Source organism: Streptomyces sp. RLB3-17 (assembly GCF_007113425.2).
GTDB classification, from domain to species: Bacteria; Actinomycetota; Actinomycetes; order Streptomycetales; family Streptomycetaceae; genus Streptomyces; species Streptomyces mirabilis_D.
On record NZ_CP041610.2, the window covers coordinates 7,266,035 to 7,288,714 of the forward strand.

Genomic DNA, 22,680 nt, shown 5'->3' on the forward strand with positions numbered 1-22,680 from the left:
AGTTCGTTCATATTTCTGCGCATGTGGTCTAGTCATGCCGTCCGTCGCGCCGCCATCGAGCTGGCGCTGATCGGCGTGACCGCGCTCTGCGTCGCAGACATCCACTGTCGCTGACGCCCGCCCTTGGCGTGTGCGTCGTGCTTCCGCTTCCGTCGTGACCGTGGGTGACCTTTTTTGGTCCCTGGGTTTTCGACTCCGCGACCTTTTTTGACGACCTGACGCCGGGGCAGACGTCCGTTCACTTCCGTCTCACTCCTCGTCAATCTGTCTCATCATTCGAGAGGTCGTCTTCCGATGCGTCAACCGTCCGTCATAGCCCGCCGCGTGGCCGCGGCATCCGTCACCCTGGTCGTGGCAGCGGGCGCGGCCGCCTGCGGGCCGAAGGACAACGATGCCAAGGGCGCCGGTGGCGACTCCAAGCCGCAGAAGGGAGGCACGCTCACCGTCCTCAACGCGAGTCCGCAGGAGGACTTCGACCCGGCGCGCCTCTACACCTCCGGCGGCGGCAACGTCCCCTCCCTCGTCTTCCGTACGCTGACCACGCGCAACCGCGAGAGCGGGGCCGCCGGCGCCAAGGTCGTCCCCGACCTCGCCACCGACACCGGCCGCCCGAGCGAGAACGCGACCGTGTGGACGTACACCCTGAAGAAGGGCCTCAAGTACGAGGACGGTACGCCGATCACCTCCGCCGACATCAAGTACGGCATCGAGCGTTCCTTCGCGGCCGAGCTCTCCGGCGGCGCGCCCTACCTGCGGGACTGGCTCATCGGCGGAGCCGACTACCAGGGGCCGTACAAGGACAAGAAGGGCCTCGCCTCGATCGAGACCCCGGACGACCTGACCCTCGTCTTCCACCTGAACAAGCCCGAGGGCGAGTTCCCCTACCTCGCCACGCAGACCCAGTTCACGCCCGTCCCGAAGGCCAAGGACAACGGCACGAAGTACGAGGAGCACCCGGTCTCCTCCGGTCCGTACAAGGTCGTCAAGAACGAGAACGACGGCGAGCGGATCACCCTGGAGCGCAACCCGTACTGGTCCGCGGCGACCGACGCCGAGCGCAAGGCCTACCCGGACAAGATCGACGTACGGTCGGGCCTGGACTCCTCCGTGATCAACCAGCGGCTGTCCGCGTCCCAGGGCGCGGACGCCGCCGCCGTCACCACGGACACCAACCTCGGCCCGGCCGAGCTCGCCAAGGTGACGGGGGACAAGGCGCTGGCGGCACGCGTCGGCACCGGCCACTTCGGCTACACCAACTACATCGCCTTCAACCCGAAGGTGAAGCCGTTCGACGACCCGAAGGTGCGGCAGGCGATCGCGTACGCCGTCGACCGTTCGTCGGTGATCAACGCGGCCGGTGGTTCGTCGCTGGCCGAGGCCGCGACCACGTATCTGCCGAACCAGAAGTCCTTCGGCTACACGCCCTACGACCACTTCCCGGCGGGCGCGTCCGGCAACCCGGCGAAGGCCAAGGAACTGCTGAAGGAAGCCGGTCACCCGAACGGGATCACCGTCACCCTCACGCACTCCAACGACAAGAACTTCGAGACCAGCCCGGAGATCGCGACCGCCCTCCAGGACGCCCTGAAGAAGGCCGGCATCACGGTCAAGCTCCAGGGCCTGGAGGACAACGACTACCGGGACAAGATCCACGGCGTGAAGACCGAGCCCGGCTTCTTCCTCGCCCACTGGGGTGCCGACTGGCCTTCCGGCGGCCCCTTCCTGGCCCCGATCTTCGACGGCCGCCAGATCGTCAAGGACGGCGCGAACTTCAACACCGGCTTCCTCGACGACAAGTCCGTCAATGACGAGATCGACGCGATCAACAAGTTGACGAATCTCGACGAGGCCGCCAAGCGCTGGGGCGCACTGGACAAGAAGATCGGCGAGCAGGCCCTGACCGTGCCGCTGTTCCACCCGGTCTACAAGCGCCTGTACGGCAGCGCGGTCAAGAACATCGTGATCAGCGACTGGACCGGCGTGCTGGACATCTCCCAGGTCGCGGTGAAGTAGCGCCGTGAGCGAGGCAATCGTCGCCTCTCAGGCCCCCGGGACGGACCTCGCGTCCGTCCCGGGGGCCTCGGGGGCCCGTCAGTTCTGGCGGCGGCTGCGCACGCAGCGCGCCGCCCTCGTCGCGGCGGGCGTCGTCGCGCTGCTCGTCCTGCTCGCGCTCGCCGCCCCGCTGCTCACCGCGATCGAGGGCCAGGACCCGACCACCTACCACCCGTCCCTCATCGACTCGGCGCGCGGCGGTGTGCCCGTGGGCTCGTTCGGCGGCGTCAGCGGCGACCACTGGCTCGGCGTCGAACCGCAGACCGGCCGCGACCTCTTCGCCCGGCTCGTGTACGGCGCCCGGGTCTCGCTGGGAGTCGCGCTGGGGGCGACCGTCGTGCAGGTCCTCGTCGGTGTCGTGGTGGGCGTCGCGGCCGCACTCGGCAACCGATGGATCGATCAACTGTTGAGCCGGATCACCGACATCTTCGTCGCGATGCCCTTGATGATCATGTCGCTGGCCCTGCTGGCGATCGTGCCCAGCAGCTTCCCGCGGCCCTTGCTGGTCGCACTCGTCATCGGCCTGATCGCCTGGGGCAACACCGCGAAGATCGTGCGCGCCCAGACCCTCACCCTCAAGGGGCTGGACTACGTCTCCGCCGCGCGGCTCAGCGGCTGGAACACGTGGCGCATCGCCCGCCGTGAACTCCTGCCCGGACTGGCCGCCCCCGTCATCACCTACGCCGCGCTCCTCGTGCCGATGAACATCTCCGCCGAGGCCGCGCTGTCCTTCCTCGGCGTCGGAGTGAAGCCCCCGACGCCGTCCTGGGGGCAGATGCTCACGGCCGCCAATGTCTGGTACCAGGCGGCCCCGCAGTACCTGCTGCTGCCCGCCGGGGCGCTCTTGGTGACCGTACTGGCCCTGACCGTCCTCGGCGACGGCGTCCGCACGGCCCTGGACCCGCGCGCCGCCTCGCGCCTGCGCGTCGGCACGGGCCGCAAACGGGAGGCCAAGGCGGACGCGGACTCCAAGAAGGCCGCGGCGGACGCGTACTCCGAGAAGGCCGCGACGGACGTGGACTCCAAGAAGGGCGCGGCGGACGCGAGCGCCAAGAAGGCCGCAGCGGACGCGAGCGTCAATGCGGACGCGAGCGCCAATAAGGAGGCCAAGGCATGAGCGGCTTCGGAGGATTCGTCCTGCGCCGTGCCGTCGGCACCGTGATCACCCTGCTCGCCATCTCGGTGATCGTCTACGTGGTCTTCTACGCCACCCCCGGCAACGTCGCCCAGATCACCTGCGGCCCGCGCTGCTCTCCGGAACAAGTGCACCAGGTCGCCCAGCAGTTGAGGCTCGACGACCCGCTGTACGTGCGCTACTGGCACTTCCTGCAGGGCATCCTCGTCGGGCAGGACTTCTCCACCGGCACCTCGGTCGAGCACTGCTCGGCGCCCTGCCTCGGCCAGTCGTACCAGGGCGACACCCAGGTCACCCAGCTGATCCTGGCGAAGCTGCCGGTCAGCCTGTCCCTGGTGTTCGGCGCGATGGTGCTGTGGCTGATCCTCGGTGTCGGCACCGGCATCCTCTCCGCGTGGCGGCGCGGTCGGCTCACCGAGCGCGTGCTGACCGGCATCACCCTCGCGGGCGTCGCCACACCGGTCTTCGTGATCGGCCTGGTGCTCATGATCGTCGTCTGCGGCCAGCTGCAACTGCTGCCCTTCCCGCAGTACGTCGGCCTCACCGACGATCCCGAACAGTGGGCCTGGAACCTGCTGCTGCCCTGGCTCTCCCTCGCCCTCATCGAAGCCGCCGCGTTCGCCCGGCTGACCAGGGCCGCGATGCTGGAGACCCTCGCCGAGGACCACATCCGGACCTTCCGGGCGTACGGCGTCGGCGAGCGGTCGATCATCGGGCGGCACGCGCTGCGCGGGGCGTTCGCGCCGATCATCGCGCTGAACGCCAACAACGTCGGCTCGGCGGTCGGCGGCGCGGTGCTCACCGAGACGCTCTTCGGACTGCCCGGCATCGGACAGGAGCTGGTGCACGCGGTGAACGTCGTCGACCTGCCGGTGGTCGTCGGCATGGTCCTGGTCATCGGCTTCTTCGTGGTCATCGCCAACGCCGTCGCGGACGTGCTGTACGCGGTGGCCGACCGACGGGTGGTGCTCGTATGAGCTTGGTGGAAGTCACCGACCTGACGGTCGGGTTCGGATCGCTGCGCGCCGTCGACGGCCTGTCCTTCCGGCTGGCGAAGGGCGCCGCGCTGGGCCTGGTCGGCGAGTCCGGCTCGGGCAAGTCCACGGTCGCCTCGGCCCTCCTGGGGCTGCACCGGGGCACGGGAGCCGACGTCGGCGGCTCGGTGCGCGTGGCCGGCATCGACGTACAGGAGGCGTCCGACACCGAACTGCGGCGGCTGCGCGGCGGGAAGGCCGCCATGGTCTTCCAGGACCCCCTGTCGTCCCTCGACCCGTACTACGCGGTCGGCGACCAGATCGCCGAGGTGTACCGGGTGCACGTGAAGGCCTCCCGGCGTGCCGCACGCGCGCGTGCCGTCGAGGTGCTCGACCGCGTCGGCATCCCGGACGCCGCGCGCCGGGCGCGCTCCCGCCCGCACGAGTTCAGCGGCGGCATGCGCCAGCGCGCGCTGATCGCGATGGCGCTGGCCTGCGAACCCGACCTGCTGATCGCCGACGAGCCGACCACGGCCCTCGACGTGACCGTCCAGGCCCAGATCCTCGACCTGCTGCACACCCTGCGCGAGGAGACCGGAATGGGCCTGCTCCTCGTCACGCACGACGTGGGCGTCGCCGCCGAGAGCGTCGACGAGATCCTGGTCATGCGGCACGGGCGGGCCGTCGAGCACGGCCTCGTCGGTGCCGTCCTGGGGGCGCCCGCGCAGGCGTACACCCAGGAACTCCTCGGTGCGGTGCCCCGTGTGGACGCGCCGCGCACCGCCTCGGCGGTGACGGAGGAGGTCGTTCTCGAGGCGAGCGGCCTGCGGCGCGAGTTCGGACGCGGGAAGAAGGCGTTCGCGGCCGTCGACGACGTGTCGCTGACGATCCACCGGGGCGAGACCCTCGGGATCGTGGGCGAGAGCGGCAGCGGCAAGACCACCCTGGGACGGATGCTCGTGGGGCTGCTGGAGCCCACGGCGGGGGAGATCAAGCCCGGCGGAGGCGTGCGCCCGGACGCCCAGATGGTCTTCCAGGACCCCGTCTCCTCCCTCAACCCGCGCCGCAGCGTGGGCGAGTCGATCGCCGATCCGCTGCGCGCGCAGGGGGAACGGGACGAGGGGCGCATTCGGGGGCGCGTACGGGAACTGTTGAAGCGTGTGGGGCTCGAAGCGGCGCACTACGACCGCTACCCGCACGAGTTCAGCGGCGGACAGCGCCAGCGCGTCGGCATCGCCCGGGCGCTCGCCGCCGATCCACGCGTCATCGTCTGTGACGAACCGGTCTCCGCGCTCGACGTCACCACCCAGGCCCAGGTGATCGCCCTGCTCGCCGAACTGCAGCGGGAACTCGGGCTCGCGCTCGTGTTCGTGGCGCACGACCTCGCGGTGGTCCGCCAGGTCAGCGACCGGGTCGCGGTGATGCGACGCGGTCGGATCGTCGAGTACGGGCCCGCCGACGAGGTGTACGAGTCGCCGCGCGACCCGTACACCAAGCAGCTGCTGGCCGCCGTACCGGCGCTGGACCCGGAGGTCGCGGCGCGGCGACGGACGGCCCGGAGGCAGCTGACGGTGGTGTGATGCAACGTGACTGGTTGATCTCGTAGCGCGACAGAACGCGACCCGCACGGGAAAGTTACGACCGTTCACCCCTTTTGGTGGCGCGATGGACAACCGTCCGTCGCGCCACCGCCATGTGCGCATACGTTCTTCCCGCTGCGAGCCGCCGGGTCAACGGCGGCTCCCCATAGGGAGATCGGGGGTGCACTGGTGCGCATCGGACTGCTTACGGAGGGTGGCTATCCGTATGTGAGCGGTGACGCCAGACTCTGGTGCGACCGGCTCGTACGCGGGCTCGGGCAGCACGAGTTCGACATCTACGCGCTCAGTCGCAGCGAGCGGCAGGAGGACGAGGGCTGGATCCAGCTGCCGCCGCAGGTCAGCCGGGTGCGCACGGCTCCGCTGTGGACGGCCGAGGACGACGGCGTGGTACACGGGCGACGGGCGCGCCGGCGGTTCGCCGAGTGCTTCGGGGAGCTGGCGGCGGCGATGTGTGCCGCGCCCGCGGTCCTCGACGGATCGGAGGTCTCTGGCGGTGTGACGGCGTCGGAGGCCTCTCGCGGAGTGGTGGCGGACCGTTTCGGCAGTGCGCTGTACGGGCTCGCGGAACTGGCCCGCGACGAGGGCGGGCTGGTCGGGGCGCTGCGCTCCGAGGGGGCCGTGCGCGCCCTGGAGCGCGCCTGCCGTGCGCCCGGAGCACTGCGCGCCGCGCGTACCGCGCGTGTGCCCGACCTGCTGTGCGTCGCCGCTCACGTCGAACGCGCGCTGCGCCCCCTCTCGCTGGACTGGTACGAGGACGACGGGCTCGGCTCGGTCGACCTCTGCCACGCGGCGGCCGGCGGCGAGGCCGCTCTGCCCGGCCTGCTCGCCCTGCACTTCGCCGGGGTGCCCCTGCTGGTGACGGAGTACGGCGTGCAGCTGCGGGCGCACTACCTCGCGTCCTCCGCCGCCGAGGAGTCCCCCGCAGTACGGGCGCTGCTCGCGGCCTTCCACGGCGCGCTGGCCGCCGAGGTCTACCGCCGGGCCGCGCTCATCACGCCCGGCAACACCCACGCGCGCCGCTGGCAGGAGCGCTGCGGCGCCGACCGCGCCAAACTGCGCACCGTCTACCCCGGCATGGAGGCCGCCCGCTTCGCGGAGGTGGGCGAGCGGGCCGACGGCTCCGGATGCGTGGACCCGGACACCCTGGTCTGGGTCGGCCGCATCGAACCGGCCAAGGACCTGATCTCACTGCTGCACTCCTTCGCCGAGGTCCGCAAGGAGGCACCGAAGACGCGGCTGCGGATCGTCGGCGCGCCCGCCGACGGGCCGGAGGGCGCGCTCTACTTGGCCCACTGCAAGGCGCTGGCCGCTCAGCTCTTCCCCGACGAGGCGGAGGGCGTGCACGCGGTCGGCGACAACCCGGTGTCCTTCGAGGAGATCGGCGGCCCGGAGGTCCCGAGCCTCGCGGAGGCGTACGCGTCCGGCGCCGTGGTCGTCCTCTCCAGCGTCGTCGAAGGCTTCCCGATCAGCCTGGTCGAGGCCATGTTCTGCGGCCGTGCCACCGTGTCCACGGACGTCGGCGCGGTCGTCGAAGTCATCGGCGGTACGGGGCTGGTGGTGCCGCCGCGCAATCCGCGGGCGCTCGCCGAGGCGTGCGTGGCACTGCTGCGCGACCCCGAACGGCGTGCGCGCCTGGGCGCGGCGGCCCGCGCGCGAGCCCTCGAACTCTTCACGGTCGAGCAGAACATCACGGCATTTCACAGCATTTACCTGGAGATCGTCTCGCGGTCCCCGGTCCGGCGGCTCGTCGTGGACGACGCGGGGGATCCCCTGCCGTTCGGCGTGCCGGCCGAGGCCCACGTACCCGGTCGCTGGACCGAGGCCCGCCTCATGGTCACGGGACGCCCGCGCTGGGCGGCGGGGGCGCCGGTGCGTGCCACAGCTCCGCTGCCCGCGGGGGAGGGCGCGTGATGAGCGAACTCGTACGGGACGGCTCGGGTGGTGCGCGCGGCGACGCCGGGGGTGATCCGGGGAGCGCCTCGGGGGGCGACTCGGGGGGCGCGCGCACGTCCCTCGGCGGTGGTCGCCGCGGTGCCGTGGACCCCGTGAAGGCGCTGATGCACCGGCATCGTGAACTCTGCGAGCGTGCCGTCGACCCCCTGGAGATCGCGGCGGGCCTGGAGGCACACGGGGTGACCGACCGCACGGCCGCACGGTTCCGGCACCGGGACGTGTTCTCGCTCGCCGAGGAGATGTACGCGCGCGTGGCCCGCGACTCGGACCCGGCGCCGCGGCCCGCGGCCCCCGAACACCCCGGCGCGCGCGCCGACTGGGCCGTCCTGTCCCTGCTGCCGGGCGCGCTGTGCGCGGCGACCGTGGCCGGGCTGCGGCTCACCCAGGGGCAGCCGCGCCTCGCGGTCGCCGCCGGCGGCACCCTCGCGGTGACGCTCGGCCTGCGCGCCGCGGTGCGCCGAGGTCCCCTCGGCACCACGCACCGCACGACGAGCGGCACCCTTGCCTGGACCTGCTGGCTGATCGCGTACGCCCTGCTCGGCGACGGACTGCTGAGCGTCGGCATCGAAGGCGGCCCCGACGGCCCCTGGCCCCCCGCCACCGCACCCGTGCTGGCCCTCGCCCTGGCGTGCGCCCCCGCGGTCTGGTGCGCCCACCTCTTCACCGCGGGCGCCCGCCGCAAACTGACCACGAGCCGAGGACTGGAGGAGTTCGCCGTCTCCGTGCGGCCCCTGCTCCTGGGAGTCTTCGCCCTGTTCCTCTGCGCCCTGGGCGCGCTGCTCGCACTGTGCCGGGCGGCGCCGAGCGAGCCCGGTGCCTACAACGGGCCCGGCGCGTACGCCGGAGCGGGCGCTCTCGGCGCGCTGCTCCTGCTCGCGCGCCTGCTCACGACGCGCGGCTTCACCCACGCCCCGGCCGTCGTCCTCGGCGCCGCGGGCGCGGCCGAAGTGACCGCCCTCACCACGGTCTTCGCGGCCCGCCTGCCCGGCTGCTCGTTCGTCGCCACCCCCGTCGAGACCGTCGCCGACGCCTGGGGTCCGGGTGCCGTCCCGGCCCTGGTGTGCGGCGCGGCGGCGCTCGTCCTCCTGATTCACGCGACCCGCACCCTGACCCGGGCCTCGGCCCACGCCACACCGGGCGGGACGCCATGAGCCGCGACCGGCGCCCGAGGGTCCAGCCCTCGTGCCGGGCGCACCCTCCCGCGGGGCCGACACCGCGGGCGCTCCGTCCGACACACGGCACCACCCCGAAGGAGAACGCCAGATGATCACCTCCCGAACCGGAGAATCCGCCCCGGGAGCCGCCCGATGAGGGTCCTGCTGATCGGAGCCAACGGATACCTCGGCCGTTTCGTCGCCGACAGACTGCTCGCCGATCCGGCCGTGCAGCTCACCGCGCTCGGCCGGGGCGACGACGCCGACGTACGGTTCGACCTCGCCTCGGGCAGCCCCGGCGCCCTCACCCGCTTCCTGGACGCGGTGCACCCCGGGGTCGTCATCAACTGCGCGGGCGCCACCCGCGGCGGAGCCCGCGAACTGACCCGGCACAACACCGTCGCCGTCGCCACCGTCTGCGAGGCCCTGCGCCGCAGCGGCTGCGGCGCCCGCCTGGTGCAGATCGGCTGCGGCGCCGAGTACGGGCCCAGCCAGCCCGGCTCCTCCACGGCCGAGGACGCCGTACCGCGCCCCGGCGGCCCCTACGGCGTCAGCAAGCTCGCCGCCACCGAACTGGTCCTCGGTTCCGGCCTCGACGCCGTCGTCCTGCGCGTCTTCTCGCCCGCGGGTCCCGGCACCCCCGCCGGATCCCCGCTCGGCCGCCTCGCCGAGGCCCTGCGCCGCGCCATGCAGTCCGGCGACGGCGAACTCAAACTCGGCGGACTCGGCGTCCAGCGCGATTTCATCGACGTCCGTGATGTCGCCCGCGCCGTGCACGCCGCCTCGCTCTCCGCCGCGCAGGGCGTCATCAACATCGGCTCGGGCCGCGCCGTCCGCCTGCGTGACGCCGCCGCCGTCCTCGCCCGTGTGGCCGGCTACGGAGGCACGCTGCACGAACTCGACGGCCCACCCGGACCGATGAGGTCGGCCATCGGCCATCCCCGCACCGAAGCGGATCACGGGGCGCCGGTCGCGTACCCCTACCCGGACGGCTGCGGCAGCTGGCAGCAGGCCGATGTGCGCACCGCACGCGACCGGCTCGGCTGGCGGCCCCGGATCAACCTCGAGGAATCCCTCGCCGATATCTGGATGGAGGCGGCATGCCGCATCTGACCAGCGCCGCGACGGACATCGCGAGCACGGACTTAAGGGTCGGCCTCGGCGTCCCCGGCTATGCGCACCCCCTCGTCGCTCCGGCCGAGTGGGGCGAACTCACCCGCCCCGGCGCCCCCGTGCACTGGGCCGTCCTGAACGTGGCCAATGGTCCCGGCACCCGCCCCGACCCGCACTGCCTGGAGGCCGCCGGCCGACTCCGCAACGCGGGCGTGCGCGTCCTGGGGCACCTGGACGTGACGTACGGCGCACGCGCCTTCGCCGAGGTGATCTCCGACGCACACCGGTATCTCGACTGGTACCGGGTCGGTGGCTTCCTCCTGCACCGCTGCCCCACCGAGCGCGCCGCGCTCCCCGAGGTCCGCCGGGCGGCCACCGCGCTGCGCACGCTCCTCGACGACGCGCACCTCGTCTTCGGCCACGGCACCCACCCCTACCCCGGCTATGCCGAAAGCGCCGACCAGCTGGTGACCTTCTCCGGCACCTGGAGCGACTACCGCTGGTCGCAGGTGGCCGAGTGGACCGCCGACTATCCGCCCGAGCGCTTCTGCCACTTCGTGCACGGGGTACCGCGCGGTCATCTCGACGAAGCGCTGCGCATCGCCCGCTGGCAGGGTGCCGCCACGATCTACTTCACCGACCGCACGGATCACGGTGGACGGGCCGACCCCTGGGAGTCGATGCCCGGCTACTGGGACGAGATCGTCTCGCGGATCGGAACGGGTGTCTCGGAATGAAGAAGGGCGTGGCAGTGTTACGGGGAGAACAACTGTAGTGATTGACCGACCAACGGAGTCCCCGTGTCGCTGCCACCCCTGGTTGAGCCAGCTGCTGAGCTCACCGTAGACGAGGTCCGCAGGTACTCCCGCCACCTGATCATCCCCGACGTGGGCATGGACGGGCAGAAGCGGCTGAAGAACGCCAAGGTGCTGTGTGTGGGCGCCGGCGGCCTCGGATCGCCGGCCCTGATGTACCTCGCCGCCGCGGGCGTGGGCACGCTCGGCATCGTGGAGTTCGACGAGGTCGACGAGTCGAACCTGCAGCGCCAGATCATCCACAGTCAGGCGGACATCGGCCGCTCCAAGGCCCAGTCGGCCCGTGACTCCGTGCTGGGCATCAACCCGTACGTGAACGTGGTCCTTCACGAAGAGCGGCTCGAGGCCGAGAACGTGATGGACATCTTCAGCCAGTACGACCTGATCGTCGACGGCACGGACAACTTCGCGACCCGCTACCTGGTCAACGACGCGTGCGTCCTGCTCAACAAGCCGTACGTGTGGGGCTCGATCTACCGCTTCGACGGCCAGGCCTCCGTCTTCTGGTCCGAGCACGGTCCCTGCTACCGCTGCCTCTACCCGGAGCCCCCGCCGCCGGGCATGGTCCCCTCCTGCGCCGAGGGCGGCGTGCTGGGCGTGCTGTGCGCGTCCATCGGCTCCATCCAGGTCAACGAGGCCATCAAGCTTCTCGCGGGCATCGGTGAGCCGCTTGTCGGCCGCCTGATGATCTACGACGCCCTCGAGATGCAGTACCGCCAGGTCAAGGTCCGCAAGGACCCGGACTGCGCGGTCTGCGGCGAGAACCCGACCGTCACCGAGCTCATCGACTACGAGGCCTTCTGTGGTGTCGTGTCCGAGGAGGCCCAGGAGGCGGCGGCCGGCTCGACGATCACTCCCAAGCAGCTCAAGGAGTGGATCGACGACGGCGAGAACATCGAGATCATCGACGTCCGCGAGATCAACGAGTACGAGATCGTCTCGATCCCCGGCGCCAAGCTGATCCCGAAGAACGAGTTCCTCATGGGCACCGCCCTGGAGACCCTTCCGCAGGACAAGAAGATCGTCCTGCACTGCAAGACGGGCGTCCGCAGTGCGGAGGTGCTCGCCGTGCTGAAGTCCGCGGGCTTCTCGGACGCGGTGCACGTCGGCGGCGGTGTGATCGGCTGGGTCAACCAGATCGAGCCGGAGAAGCCGGTGTACTAGGCGCCGACGCACCACGCGAACGGCTTTTCGGGAGGGGCTCGGCACCGTGCGTGCCGGGCCCCTTTTCGTTGACCGGTCACTTGTGAGCCGGGGGTTCGCCGACCGGGCCTCCGTGAGCCGGGTCTTCGCCGGCTGGGGGTTCGCCCGCCGGATGCTCGTCGGCCGGGGGTTCGCCTGCCGAGGGCTCGTCGGCCGGGTGGGCTCGGGCACGGGCCCGCGCCCGTCGGCCGCACCCGCCACTACGACGCGCAGACCTTCCCGTCCTTCGGCACCGTCCCGTCCAGCAGATAGCTGTTCACCGTGGAGTCGACGCACTCGCTCCCACTCCCATAGGCGCCATGGCCCTCGCCCTTCCAGGTGAGCTCCACTCCGACGCCCTTGCCCAGCTCGTCGGCCATTCTGCGGGCGCCCTCGTAAGGAGTCGCGGGGTCCCCGGTGTTGCCGACGATCAGGATGGGCGCGGCGCCGGGTGCGCTGACCTCCGGGTTGTCGTACTGGCCGGCGACCGGCCAGTCGTGGCACCAGCCCGCGGTGTCCCAGCCCATGAAGTCCCCGAAGACGGGCGAGATCTTCTCGAACTCGGGCAGCAGCTTCTTCGTCTCCGCGGGAGTCGGCCGCTGCTTGTCGTCCAAGCACGATATGACCCGTTGGGAGTGGGTCGTCGTGCCGTAGTGCCCCGAGGAGTCGCGGTCGTTGTAGCCGTCGGCGAGGGCCAGCAGTCCCGAACCGTCACCGCCCTCGGCGCCCTTGAGAGCGCTGGTCAGGCGGGGCCAGCCCTCCTTGCTGTACAGGGGCAGGACGATGCCGGTGAGCGCCAGCGTCTGGGTGAGCTTGCGGCCGTCGGCCGTCGGCAGGGGGTTCGCGTCGATGCGCTTCAGCAGGTCCACGATCTTCCGGGAGCCCTGCTTGGGGTCCTGGCCGGTGGACTTGAGGTAGTCGTCCAGGGCGCGCTGGAAGCCCAGGGTCTGGTTCTTGGCGTGGCCGACCGTGTCGGCGCTCGGGTCGACGACGGCGTCCAGCACCAGACGGCCCACGTTCTTGGGGAACAAGTGGGCGTACACGCCGCCGAGTTCGGTCCCGTACGAAAAGCCGAGGTAGTGCATCGTCCCGTCGCCGAGGACCTGGCGCATCAGGTCCATGTCGCGGGCCGTGTCGGTCGTGGAGACGTGTGACAGCAGCTTTCCGGCGGCCTTCGCGCAGCCCTTGCCGAAGTCGGCGGCGTCCTTGAAGTACGCGGTCTCCTCGGCCGCGTCGTCCGGGGTGGCGTCCACGGACTCGGCTGCCTGGATCGCCTTGTCACTGCGGCAGCGCACGCCCTCGCTGGCGGCGACGCCGCGCGGGTCCCAGCTCACCAGGTCGTAGCGCTCGTGGAGCGGGCCGACGGCGCTCTCGTACGACGGCATCGTGTCGACGCCCGAGCCGCCGGGGCCGCCGAAGTTGAACAGGAGTGAGCCGAGGCGCTTGTTCTGGCCGCCGGTCGCCTTCGAGCGGATCAGCGCCAGGCCGATCGTCTCGCCGTCCGGCTTCGCGTAGTCCAGCGGCACCTTGAGTGTCGCGCACTGCCAGCCGCTGCCCGGCGCGGAGGAACTCTTGCAGTGGCCCCAGTCGAGCTTCTGCGAGGTGAGCGAGGCGGGCAGCCCCGAGGCGGTGCCGGAGGAAGGCGCCCCGGTCGACGGCCGGCCGCTGTTCTTCCCCTCGTCCTTGCCGTCCCCCGACGAGCCGCTGCCGCAGCCTGCCACCAGCAACGCGGCGGCCGCCGCGGCCGTCCACCGTGCGAAACGCGTCATGAACTTCCCCCCTCGCCCGTGGTCCGCCGGATGTCGCGGATCACATGCAGGCCATGGTAGGCGTCCGCGGCCGACGCCGCGGAGGCCTGTGGATAACCCTTTGACCTGCTCTTTTCTCGGTGGGATGGCGTTGGTTCTAGGTGCAGACGGTTCCCGCGGGCGGTACGGTCCCGTCCAGCAGATAGCCGTTCACCGCGTTGTGCACGCACTTGTTCCCGCTGTCGTACGCGCCGTGCCCCTGGCCCTTGTAGGTCACCTCGACGCCGACGCCCTTGCCCAGCGCGTCCACCATCTTCTTCGCGCCCTGGTACGGCGTGGCCGGGTCGCCGGTGTTGCCGACCACGAGGATCGGCGCCGCACCGGTGGCGCTGACGTCCGGGTGGTCGGCGGCGCCCGGGACGGCCCAGTTGGTGCAGCTGAGCATGCCCCAGGCCAGATAGTCGCCGAAGAGCGGTGAGGCGGCCCGGAACGCCGGCAGAGCGGCTTGCACGTCGGAGATCGTGTACCGCGGTTTCTCGTCGGCGCAGTTGATGGAGACGTTGGCCGCGTAGAGGTTGCTGTACTGGCCGTTCTGGCTGCGCCCGTTCATCGAGTCGGACAGCAGCATCAATACCTTGCCGTCACCGCTGTACGCCTGGTCCAGACCCTCCGTCAGGTACTCCCAGAAGTCCTTGGAGTACAGGGCCTGCGCGATGCCGTTGGTGGCCTCGGTCTGGGTGAGCTGGCGTGGGAAGACGCCGGGGATGGGCTTGCTGTCCAGGTCCTTGAGGAGTTTGGCGATGCGGTTCTTGACGTCCTGTGGGGTGTCCCCGATCGGGCAGGGCTCGGTCTTCGAGGTGCAGTCGGTGGCGAAGTTGTCGAGCGCGAGCTGGAAGCCCCTGGCCTGCCCGAGCGCGCTCTGTTCCGGGTTCTGCGTCGGGTCGACGACCGCGTCGAAGACGGCGCGCCCCACCTTCTTGGGGAACAAGTGGGCGTAGACGCCGCCGAGTTCGGTGCCGTACGAGATGCCGAAGTAGTGCAGTTTGGCGTCGCCGAGCACCTGGCGCATGAGGTCGATGTCACGGGCCGCGTCGGTGGTGCGCACGTGGGGGAGGGTCCGCCCGGAGTTCTTCTCGCAGGCCGCGTTGAACGTCTTCGTGGTGTTGAGGAGGTTCTTCTGCTCGGCGGTGTCGTCGGGGGTGGCGTCCTGCTGGAAGAACACGTCGAGCCTGCTGTCGTCCTCGCACTTCACGCCCGCGCTGCGGCCGACCCCACGCGGGTCGAAGCTCACCAGGTCGTAGCGGGTGCGCAGCTTCGCGTAGTCCTCGCCGAAGGCGGGCAGCGTGGTGACGCCGGAGCCGCCGGGGCCGCCGAAGTTGAAGATGAGGGAGCCGATGCGTTTGCTCTGGTCGCCGCTCGTCCGCGCCCGGATCAGCGCGATCCCGATGGTGTCGCCCTTGGGGTCGGCCCAGTCGAGGGGTGCCTTCATGGTGGCGCACTGCCACTGTGTGCCGCCCGGCAGGGGAGAGGGGGCGTTGCCGCCGCCCTCGGACTCGGCGGGGGCCGGGCAGTCCTTCCAGCTCAGCTTCTGGGCCGGCAGGTCCTCGCTCTTCGAGTTGTCGCTGCAGCCCGTCAGCACGGTGGACAGCACAGCGGCGGAGAGCGCCAGCGCAGCGGCGCGCGGCGGAGACGGGTTCGGCATGCTCCCCATCCTGCGGTCGCGCGGGGCGGGGCGCTCGGGGCGCGGGCCGTGCGGGTGAGGGCGCGCGAGGGGCTCGTACGGGAGGGTCGGCGCGGGGTTCTAGAGGGCGCCCTTGCGGGTCAGGTGATTGAAGAACAGCCAGCCCGGAAGCACCGGAAGCCACAGTGTCAGCAGCCGGTACAGCAGCACCGCGGGAGCGGCGACCTCCTTGGGGAGCCCCACGGCGATCAGGCCGACCGTGAGGGTCGCCTCGACGGCACCGACGCCGCCGGGGGTCGGCGCCGCGGAGCCGAGCGCGTTACCGGCGAGGAAGACGACGGCGACGCTGGCGAGACTGAGCGTGGTGGGCTGCTGGTGGCCGAAGGCGCGGATCGACGCGTCCAGGCACATCACGAAGCAGGCGGTCAGCAGCAGCATGCCGCCGATGCCGGTGATCAGCTTCTGGGGTCGCTGGAGAACGTCGAGCATGCGCGGTACGACGCCCGCGAACAGCGACCTCACGCGCGTGCTGACGAATTTGCGCATGAACGGCACCGAGGTCACGACGAGCACGAGCACGGCCACCGTCAGCAGACCGGCGATGACCGTGCGGGAGGGCGACAGGGACGGCGTCTTCTCGGTGCCGGTCAGATAACCGAAGGACAGCAGCATCAGGATGTGGCAGCCGAGCCCGAACAACTGGGACGCGCCGACACTCGCCACCGCGAGCCCCGGCCGCACCCCCGCACGCTGCAGGAAGCGCGTGTTGAGGGCCACACCGCCGACCGCGGCGGGCGCCACGATCTTCACGAACGAGCCGGCGACCTGCGCCCCGACGGCCCGCATGAACGGCACCCGCTCCGGTACGAAGCCGAGCAGCGCCATCGCCGCCGCGAAGTAGCTCACCGCGGAGAACAGCACGGCCGCGGCGACCCATCCCCACTGGGCGTTGTCGAAGAGGGGCCCGAACTCGATGTGGGTGAGCTGCGTCAGCAGGAAGTACCCGCCGATGGCACCGGCGATGAAACTGATCAGTGTGCGTGGTCGCACCCGCTCCAGGCGGGCCGGTTCGACCGGCGCCTGCGGGCGGATCAGCAGCACCTGGTGACGGATCTGGGTGAGGAGATCCTCCTCGCGTGCTTCGTCCAGTGCCTCGTCGATCGCCCGCTTCTCGGCCCGCTGCTCCGCGCGAACGGCCTTCTTGCCGGGCTTTTCCACCGCGGCCTCGGCGTGCTGGGTCTGTTCCGCGCGGGCGAGCTTGTTCTGCCGGGAGGCGTCCAGGACGGCGTCGCGTTCTCGCTGGGCGCGCTCCCGGGCCAGCTTGCGCAGCGTCGCGCGCGTGGAGCGGGTCAGCGCGATGGGCTGCAGCAGCGGCAGGCAGTCGGCGATCGCGTCCGGGCCGAGCACACCGACGGCCGACGCCACCGTGCGCTCGGCGCCTACGCGCAGCCCCAGCGTGGTCAGCAACTGGGCGATGTCCATGCGCAGCAGCAGATCGCCGGCCGCGATCTCACCGCCGCGAAGGTCGGTGAGGATCACCATGCCGGAACGATCCACCAAGATCGCGTCACCCGCGAGCCTGCGGTGTGCGATGCGTCGCGACTGCAAGGCCTGCACCTGATGCCAGGTGTCGCGCAGGAGATCGTCGGTGATGAGTTCGTCGGGCAGCGAGTCCAGTGTGCGCCCGCCGGTGTGCTCGTAGACGAGCATCACGGCGTCCGGGCCGAGCTCGGAGGTCGCGATCAGCTTCGGGGCGTTGGCCCCGGCCGCGATGGCCGCGTACGCGAGGAGCGCCTCCTGCTCCAGGGCCTGGCGCAGCGACTGGAGACTGCGACGGGTGGCGAGACCGCGCAGCGTCAGGTTGCGCCACACTCGGTAGAAGAAGCCCTGTGCCTGCTGCTCACGGTCGACCACTGTGACGTCCAGCGGCGGACCGTCCTCCAGGGTGACGAAGTAGCGCCGCCCGCGGTCGCCGTTCTCCGTGGTGTCGGGCGTGTCCTCGCGGGCCGCGCTGACGGGGTGGAAGCCGACGTGCCGCAGGCCCGCCATCAGTGTCCGCCCGGTCGGACGCACATTCGGTGAGCCGACCGCGTACAGCGTCCCGTACGCGACGCTCCAGCCGATCAGCACCGTCAGGATGATCGAGAACGGCGTGGTGTAGCCGGTGACCAGCATGGAGAAGGCGTCGAGGAGCAGCACCACCCACAGCACCGCGCGCCAGCGCGGTCTGCGGGACATCCCGACGGCAGTCATGTACGCGATGACCGGCGCCAGATAGCCGTGCACCGGATCGGTCAGGGCGTGGATGTCACCCGGCGAGGGCTGGGTGAGTGCCTCCTGGATGGAGCTCGGGGCACCCTTGGCGACCCACAGGTCCGTGGCGAGTGTCACTCCGTGCGCGAGGACCGCGGCCAGCACGCCGTCGGCGATGCGCAGCCCGTCCCGCTTGATCAGCCGCTCGATCGCGAAGGCGACCGGCACCAGGAGGATCGCGATGCTCGATGCCAGACCCGCGATCTTGATCAGCAGATCGGGTGCCTGGCCGGTGCCCTTGTTGATGTCCTGTTCGAGCCCTGAGGTGGTGCCGTGCGCGAACGCGGCGATGGCCAGCAGCACGACGATGGCGAGGACGCCGACCATGAGCCGCATCAGATCGGACGGACGGTGCACACGCGCGGGCAGCAGCGGTTCGTCGCCCTCGACCTCGTCGTTGTGGACCTCGTCGCCGCAGTCGTCCGCCGGATCGAGTCGCTTCGGGGCTCGTCCGTGGGTGTCAGGAACGGGTTCTTCGTCCACCGTCGTGGTGGGCTCGTCCGCCGCCTCGCCCGGGTCCTTCGGGCCGCTGTCGCCGGTGTCCGGACGCGACGAGGCCGCGGAGGTGCTCTCCGCGTCTTCGGGGTGCACGCCCTGCTGCCTCATCGTCTCTTCTTGATCTCGTATCACCAGTCACCGCCCGCACGATGGTGGCATGCCCCACCGACACACGGGGGCATCAGGGTGCAAATACGGGGGCGCACAGTCTGCCCCAAGTGCGCCTCCGTGGCGAGGGATACGCACAGTCACCGCATCGTCGCACTGTCGGTGGGGTGGGGCAGGATGGGGCGGATGAGCGAGGAGAGCCTTCCGACGGATGCCCTGCCGGAGTACGCGGAGCGGGTCCTTGAGGTCGCCGAGTCGATCCCGCCCGGTCGCGTGATGACGTACGGGGACGTCGCCGAGTGGCTGGAGGAGGGCGGACCGCGCCAGGTGGGCCGGGTGATGGCCCTCTATGGAGGAGCGGTCCCGTGGTGGCGGGTCGTCCGCGCGGACGGCGCGCTGCTCCCGGGCCACGAACTCGATGCGCTGGGCCACTACCGCGACGAGGGCACGCCCCTGAAGGAGGCGAGCAGGGCCTCCGAGGGGCATCTGCCGCGCATCGACATGAGACGGGCACGATGGGACGGCGGCGAACGCGCGCAGGGTCACACCTGACAGCTTCCGGCATCGGACGGGGCGATGGGGAACCTGTGGCCCGTACGGGGGAAACGGGGCACGCCCGTGACATGCCGTACGTTCGAGAGCCGGGGGACGCACGTGGTGTGAGGGAAGAAGGGGAAGCCCTCCTTCCATGATGCTCACCGGCGTAGCGTCGACGGCACGCATCCCCCTCACCCCGCGACCACCGCCCTGAACGCGCGGCGCTCCTCCCACCCGTCGCCCGACCACCACCCCTCAACGACGGCGCTCCGCGCCGGCAGTGATATCCCGCACAACCTCCAGGACCGGCGAACCACGTGAGCTCCTCTTCTTCCACCAGGCGCCTGTCGCACCCCCAGGTGCGGCAGGGGACCCGCGGCGCGTACCGACTGGTACGTACCGCGCCGGTCCGAGTGGGGCCCCCTCGTCTGGACGCAGAGCAGCGCGCGGTGGTTGACCATGACACGGGACCGCTGCTCGTGCTGGCCGGCCCCGGCACCGGCAAGACGACCACGCTCGTCGAGTCCGTCGCGGCGCGGATCACGCGGGGCGGCGACCCGGAACGCATCCTGGTGCTGACGTTCAGCCGCAAGGCGGCCGTCGAACTGCGCGACCGCATGGCGCTGCGCATAGGGGCCGCCCGCGCTCCCCGGGCGACCACCTTCCACTCGTTCTGCTACGCCCTGGTCCGCGCCCACCAGGACAGCGACCTGTTCGTGGAGCCCCTGCGGCTGCTGTCCGGACCCGAACAGGACGTGGCGGTGCGCGAACTGCTCGCCGGCCAGCCCGACCTGGAGCGGCTCGGCCTCGCCCATGTCCGCTGGCCGGACGAGCTGCGCGCCTGCCTGACCACGCGCGGCTTCGCCGACGAGGTCCGCGCGGTACTGGCGCGCAGCCGCGAACTGGGCCTGAGCCCCGACGCCCTCACCGCCTTCGCCCGGCGCATCGGCCGCCCCGACTGGGGCGCGGCAGCGGCCTTCCTCGCCGAGTACCTGGACGTTCTCGACCTCCAAGGAGTGCTCGACTACGCGGAACTCGTCCACCGCGCGGTCCTGCTCGCCGGGCGTCCGGGCGTCGCCGAACGCCTCGCCGCGCAGTACGACGCCGTCTATGTGGACGAGTACCAGGACACCGATCCCGCGCAGGTCCGGCTGCTGCGCGCCCTCGCCGGCGGCGGCCGCAACCTGGTCGCCTTCGGTGACCCCGACCAGTCGATCTACGCCTTCCGGGGCGCGGACGTGAACGGCATCCTGGACTTCCCCGACGCCTTCCCGCGTGCGGACGGCCGCCCCGCGCCGGTCGAGGTGCTGCGCACCTCCCGCCGCTCCGGCGCCGCCCTGCTGACCGCCACGCGTCTGATCACCCAGCGCATGCCGCTGACCCGCCTTCCGGCGGAGAAGGTACGCGCCCACCGCCAGTTGTCTCCGGTACGGGACGGCGGCGCCGTCGAGGTCTACACGTACCCGACGGCGGGCACGGAGCTGGACAACATCGCGGACATCCTGCGTCGCGCCCATCTGGAGGACGGCGTTCCCTGGGGCGACATGGCCGTCCTGGTGCGCGCCGGCTCCCGCACGATCCCGACGATCAGGCGGGCGCTCACCGCGGCGGGTGTGCCGCTCGACATCGACGGCGACGACCTGCCGCTGCGGCACGAACCGGCGGTGACGCCCTTGCTGACGGCACTGCGGGCGGTGGCGCGCGCGGAGTCGGGTACGGCCGCGCCGTCCGGCGGCGACGTCGACGTACCTGAAGACGTCGACGTACCTGAGGTTGCCGACGTACCTGACGATGCCGACGCACCTGAGGATGCCGACGCGCAAGCCGCGCCCTGGCTCGACACCGAAACCGCGCTCACCCTGCTCGCCTCGCCGCTCGCGAGCATGGACGCGGCCGATCTGCGGCGTCTGGGGCGCGCGCTGCGCGAGGAGGAGCGCGCCGCGGGCAACCACGTACCGCAGCCCTCCGACGAACTGCTCACGCGCGCGCTGGCCGAGCCGGAGCGGCTCGTCGCGCACGACCCGGCGTACGCCCGGGGAGCCCAGCGCCTCGGCGCGCTGCTGCGCAAGGCACGGGAGCGCCTGGCGGGCGGCGGGACGGCCGAGGAGGCGCTCTGGGACCTCTGGGAGGGAACACCGTGGCCGCAGCGCCTGGAGCGGGCCGCCCGGCGTGGTGGCGCGGCCGGACGCAACGCCGACCGCGACCTCGACGCCGTCTGCGCGCTGTTCGCGACCGCGGCCCGCGCCGAGGAACGCACGGGCGGGCGCGGCGCCCTCAACTTCCTGGAGGAGATCGAGGCCCAGGACATCGCCGCCGACACGCTCACCCGCAGGGCGGTGCGCCCCGCAGCCGTACGCCTGATGACCGCGCACCGCTCCAAGGGCCTGGAGTGGCGCCTCGTCGTCGTCGCGGGCGTCCAGGAGGGCCTGTGGCCGGACCTGCGCCGCCGCGGCTCCCTGCTGGAGGCCGACCGCATCGGACGCGACGGCCTCGCCGAACCCCTCACCCCCGGAGCGCTCCTCTCCGAAGAGCGCCGTCTGTTCTACGTGGCCGCCACACGCGCGCGTGAACGCCTGATCGTCACCGCCGTGAAGTCCCCCGCCGACGACGGCGACCAGCCCTCCCGCTTCCTCACCGAACTCGGCGTCGAACCCAGGGACGTCACCGGCCGCCCCCGCCGCCCGCTGTCCGTCGCCGCCCTGGTCGCCGAACTGCGCGCCACCACGGTCGACCCGCGGGTCTCGGACACCCTCCGGCAGGCCGCGGCCCACCGCCTGGCCAAGCTCGCCGCCCTCGGCGACGAGGACGGCCGCCCCCTCGTGCCGTCCGCGCACCCCTACCGCTGGTGGGGCATGTACGAGCCGACCGAGAGCAAGGTGCCGCTGCGCGACCGCGACCAGCCCGTCGTGCTCTCCGGAAGCGCCCTCGACCAACTCGCCAACACCTGCGCCCTGCAGTGGTTCCTGGGCCGCGAGGTCAAGGCCGACGCGCCCGCGACCGCCGCCCAGGGCTTCGGCAACGTGGTGCACGTCCTCGCCGACGAGGTCGCCTCCGGACGCACCCCCGCCGACCTCGCCGTCCTCATGGAACGTCTGGACTCCGTGTGGAACGCGCTCGCCTTCGACGCGCCCTGGAAGTCCGCGCAGGAGAAGGAGCACGCGCGTGTGGCGCTCGAACGCTTCCTGAAGTGGCACGTCGACTCCAACGGCGTCCGTGCGGGACGCGTGCCGGTGGCCAGTGAGCACGACTTCGACGTGACCCTGGAGGCGGGCGACTACGAGGTGCGCATCCGGGGCTCCATGGACCGCGTCGAGACGGACACCGAGGGCCGCGCCTACGTGGTCGACTTCAAGACCGGCAAACACGCGCCCAGCGCCGCGGAGGTGGCGCACCACCCGCAGCTCGCCGTCTACCAGCTCGCCGTCCGCGAGGGGGCCGTCGACGACTCCTTCGACGGCGTACGCCCCGAGCCGGGCGGCGCGGAACTCGTCCAGCTGCGCCAGGGCGCCGCCAAGAAGAACGGCGGCGAGACCCTCCCCAAGGTGCAGGCCCAGGAGCCCCTCGAGGGCGAGTGGGTCGGCGACCTGCTGGCCACCGCGGCCGGGAAGGTCCTCGACGAACGGTTCTCCCCGACCACGGGACAACACTGCACACACTGCGCTTTCCGGGCATCGTGCAGCGCTCGGCCCGAGGGACGCCACGTGGTCGAGTGAGGGGCCCAAGGGGACGTCACGTCAGCGAGTGACGTACGGCACCACACGTGTTGACCAGCACTTCGTCCGTCCCGGCGGCCGATGTGGCCTCCGCTGTCAGTGG

15 protein-coding genes are annotated in these 22,680 nt (G+C 71.5%); 12 read left to right on the plus strand and 3 right to left on the minus strand.

Annotation, left to right across the window (positions count from 1 at the left end; genetic code table 11):
• The first annotated feature begins 21 nt into the window (after positions 1 to 21).
• The 10 genes from FNV62_RS57635 (at position 22) to moeZ (ending at position 11,961) form a co-directional block, all read left to right on the plus strand.
• Positions 22 to 114, plus strand: coding sequence for an Ms4533A family Cys-rich leader peptide (locus FNV62_RS57635; RefSeq protein WP_312639156.1), 93 nt, complete (start codon positions 22 to 24; stop codon positions 112 to 114).
• A 180-nt stretch (positions 115 to 294) separates the two neighbouring features.
• Positions 295 to 2,013 carry an ABC transporter substrate-binding protein gene (locus tag FNV62_RS33000; protein ID WP_060900360.1) on the plus strand — a complete coding sequence of 573 codons (1,719 nt, stop codon included), beginning with the start codon at positions 295 to 297 and terminating at the stop codon, positions 2,011 to 2,013.
• A gap of 4 nt (positions 2,014 to 2,017) precedes the next feature.
• Positions 2,018 to 3,169: an ABC transporter permease gene (locus FNV62_RS33005; RefSeq protein ID WP_205523166.1), complete on the plus strand. Its 1,152-nt coding sequence runs from the start codon at positions 2,018 to 2,020 to the stop codon at positions 3,167 to 3,169.
• Positions 3,166 to 4,164: an ABC transporter permease gene (locus tag FNV62_RS33010; protein WP_054228195.1), complete on the plus strand. Its 999-nt coding sequence runs from the start codon at positions 3,166 to 3,168 to the stop codon at positions 4,162 to 4,164. The genes FNV62_RS33005 and FNV62_RS33010 overlap by 4 nt, the downstream gene beginning before the upstream one ends.
• On the plus strand, positions 4,161 to 5,741 hold the full coding sequence (locus FNV62_RS33015; protein ID WP_144315715.1) for a dipeptide ABC transporter ATP-binding protein: 1,581 nt from the start codon (positions 4,161 to 4,163) through the stop codon (positions 5,739 to 5,741). Before FNV62_RS33010 ends, FNV62_RS33015 begins: the two co-directional genes overlap by 4 nt.
• Before the next feature lie 189 nt (positions 5,742 to 5,930).
• Positions 5,931 to 7,673 (plus strand): DUF3492 domain-containing protein, encoded by a 1,743-nt coding sequence (locus FNV62_RS33020; RefSeq protein ID WP_144315716.1) that lies wholly within the window; start codon positions 5,931 to 5,933, stop codon positions 7,671 to 7,673.
• Positions 7,673 to 8,866, plus strand: coding sequence for a hypothetical protein (locus FNV62_RS33025; RefSeq protein WP_225900457.1), 1,194 nt, complete (start codon positions 7,673 to 7,675; stop codon positions 8,864 to 8,866). Before FNV62_RS33020 ends, FNV62_RS33025 begins: the two co-directional genes overlap by 1 nt.
• A gap of 156 nt (positions 8,867 to 9,022) precedes the next feature.
• Positions 9,023 to 9,982: an NAD-dependent epimerase/dehydratase family protein gene (locus FNV62_RS33030; protein WP_054228192.1), complete on the plus strand. Its 960-nt coding sequence runs from the start codon at positions 9,023 to 9,025 to the stop codon at positions 9,980 to 9,982.
• Positions 9,970 to 10,719, plus strand: coding sequence for a spherulation-specific family 4 protein (locus FNV62_RS33035; RefSeq protein ID WP_143602837.1), 750 nt, complete (start codon positions 9,970 to 9,972; stop codon positions 10,717 to 10,719). Before FNV62_RS33030 ends, FNV62_RS33035 begins: the two co-directional genes overlap by 13 nt.
• A 63-nt stretch (positions 10,720 to 10,782) precedes the next feature.
• Positions 10,783 to 11,961, plus strand: coding sequence for an adenylyltransferase/sulfurtransferase MoeZ (gene moeZ, locus FNV62_RS33040; RefSeq protein ID WP_054228190.1), 1,179 nt, complete (start codon positions 10,783 to 10,785; stop codon positions 11,959 to 11,961).
• 239 nt (positions 11,962 to 12,200) lie between these two features.
• On the opposite strand, the gene FNV62_RS33045 is transcribed toward moeZ, so the two are convergent.
• The 3 genes from FNV62_RS33045 to FNV62_RS33055 all read right to left on the minus strand — a co-directional run bounded on the left by FNV62_RS33045 (position 12,201) and on the right by FNV62_RS33055 (position 18,327).
• Positions 12,201 to 13,748, minus strand: a complete 1,548-nt coding sequence (locus tag FNV62_RS33045; RefSeq protein WP_143627985.1) for an alpha/beta hydrolase — start codon at positions 13,746 to 13,748, stop codon at positions 12,201 to 12,203.
• Between the two features lie 136 nt (positions 13,749 to 13,884).
• The gene (locus FNV62_RS33050) at positions 13,885 to 15,429 is read right to left on the minus strand and encodes an alpha/beta hydrolase (RefSeq protein ID WP_097286167.1); all 1,545 of its coding nucleotides are present in this window, start codon (positions 15,427 to 15,429) and stop codon (positions 13,885 to 13,887) included.
• A gap of 99 nt (positions 15,430 to 15,528) precedes the next feature.
• Complete coding sequence (locus tag FNV62_RS33055; protein ID WP_205522287.1) at positions 15,529 to 18,327, minus strand: lysylphosphatidylglycerol synthase domain-containing protein; 2,799 nt, start codon at positions 18,325 to 18,327, stop codon at positions 15,529 to 15,531.
• Between the two features lie 186 nt (positions 18,328 to 18,513).
• On the opposite strand from FNV62_RS33055, the gene FNV62_RS33060 reads away from it, so the two are divergent.
• Together FNV62_RS33060 and FNV62_RS33065 are read left to right on the plus strand one after the other, a co-directional pair.
• On the plus strand, positions 18,514 to 18,879 hold the full coding sequence (locus FNV62_RS33060; RefSeq protein WP_054228186.1) for an MGMT family protein: 366 nt from the start codon (positions 18,514 to 18,516) through the stop codon (positions 18,877 to 18,879).
• A gap of 302 nt (positions 18,880 to 19,181) precedes the next feature.
• Complete coding sequence (locus FNV62_RS33065) at positions 19,182 to 22,577, plus strand: ATP-dependent helicase (RefSeq protein ID WP_144315717.1); 3,396 nt, start codon at positions 19,182 to 19,184, stop codon at positions 22,575 to 22,577.
• Positions 22,578 to 22,680 lie beyond the last annotated feature (103 nt).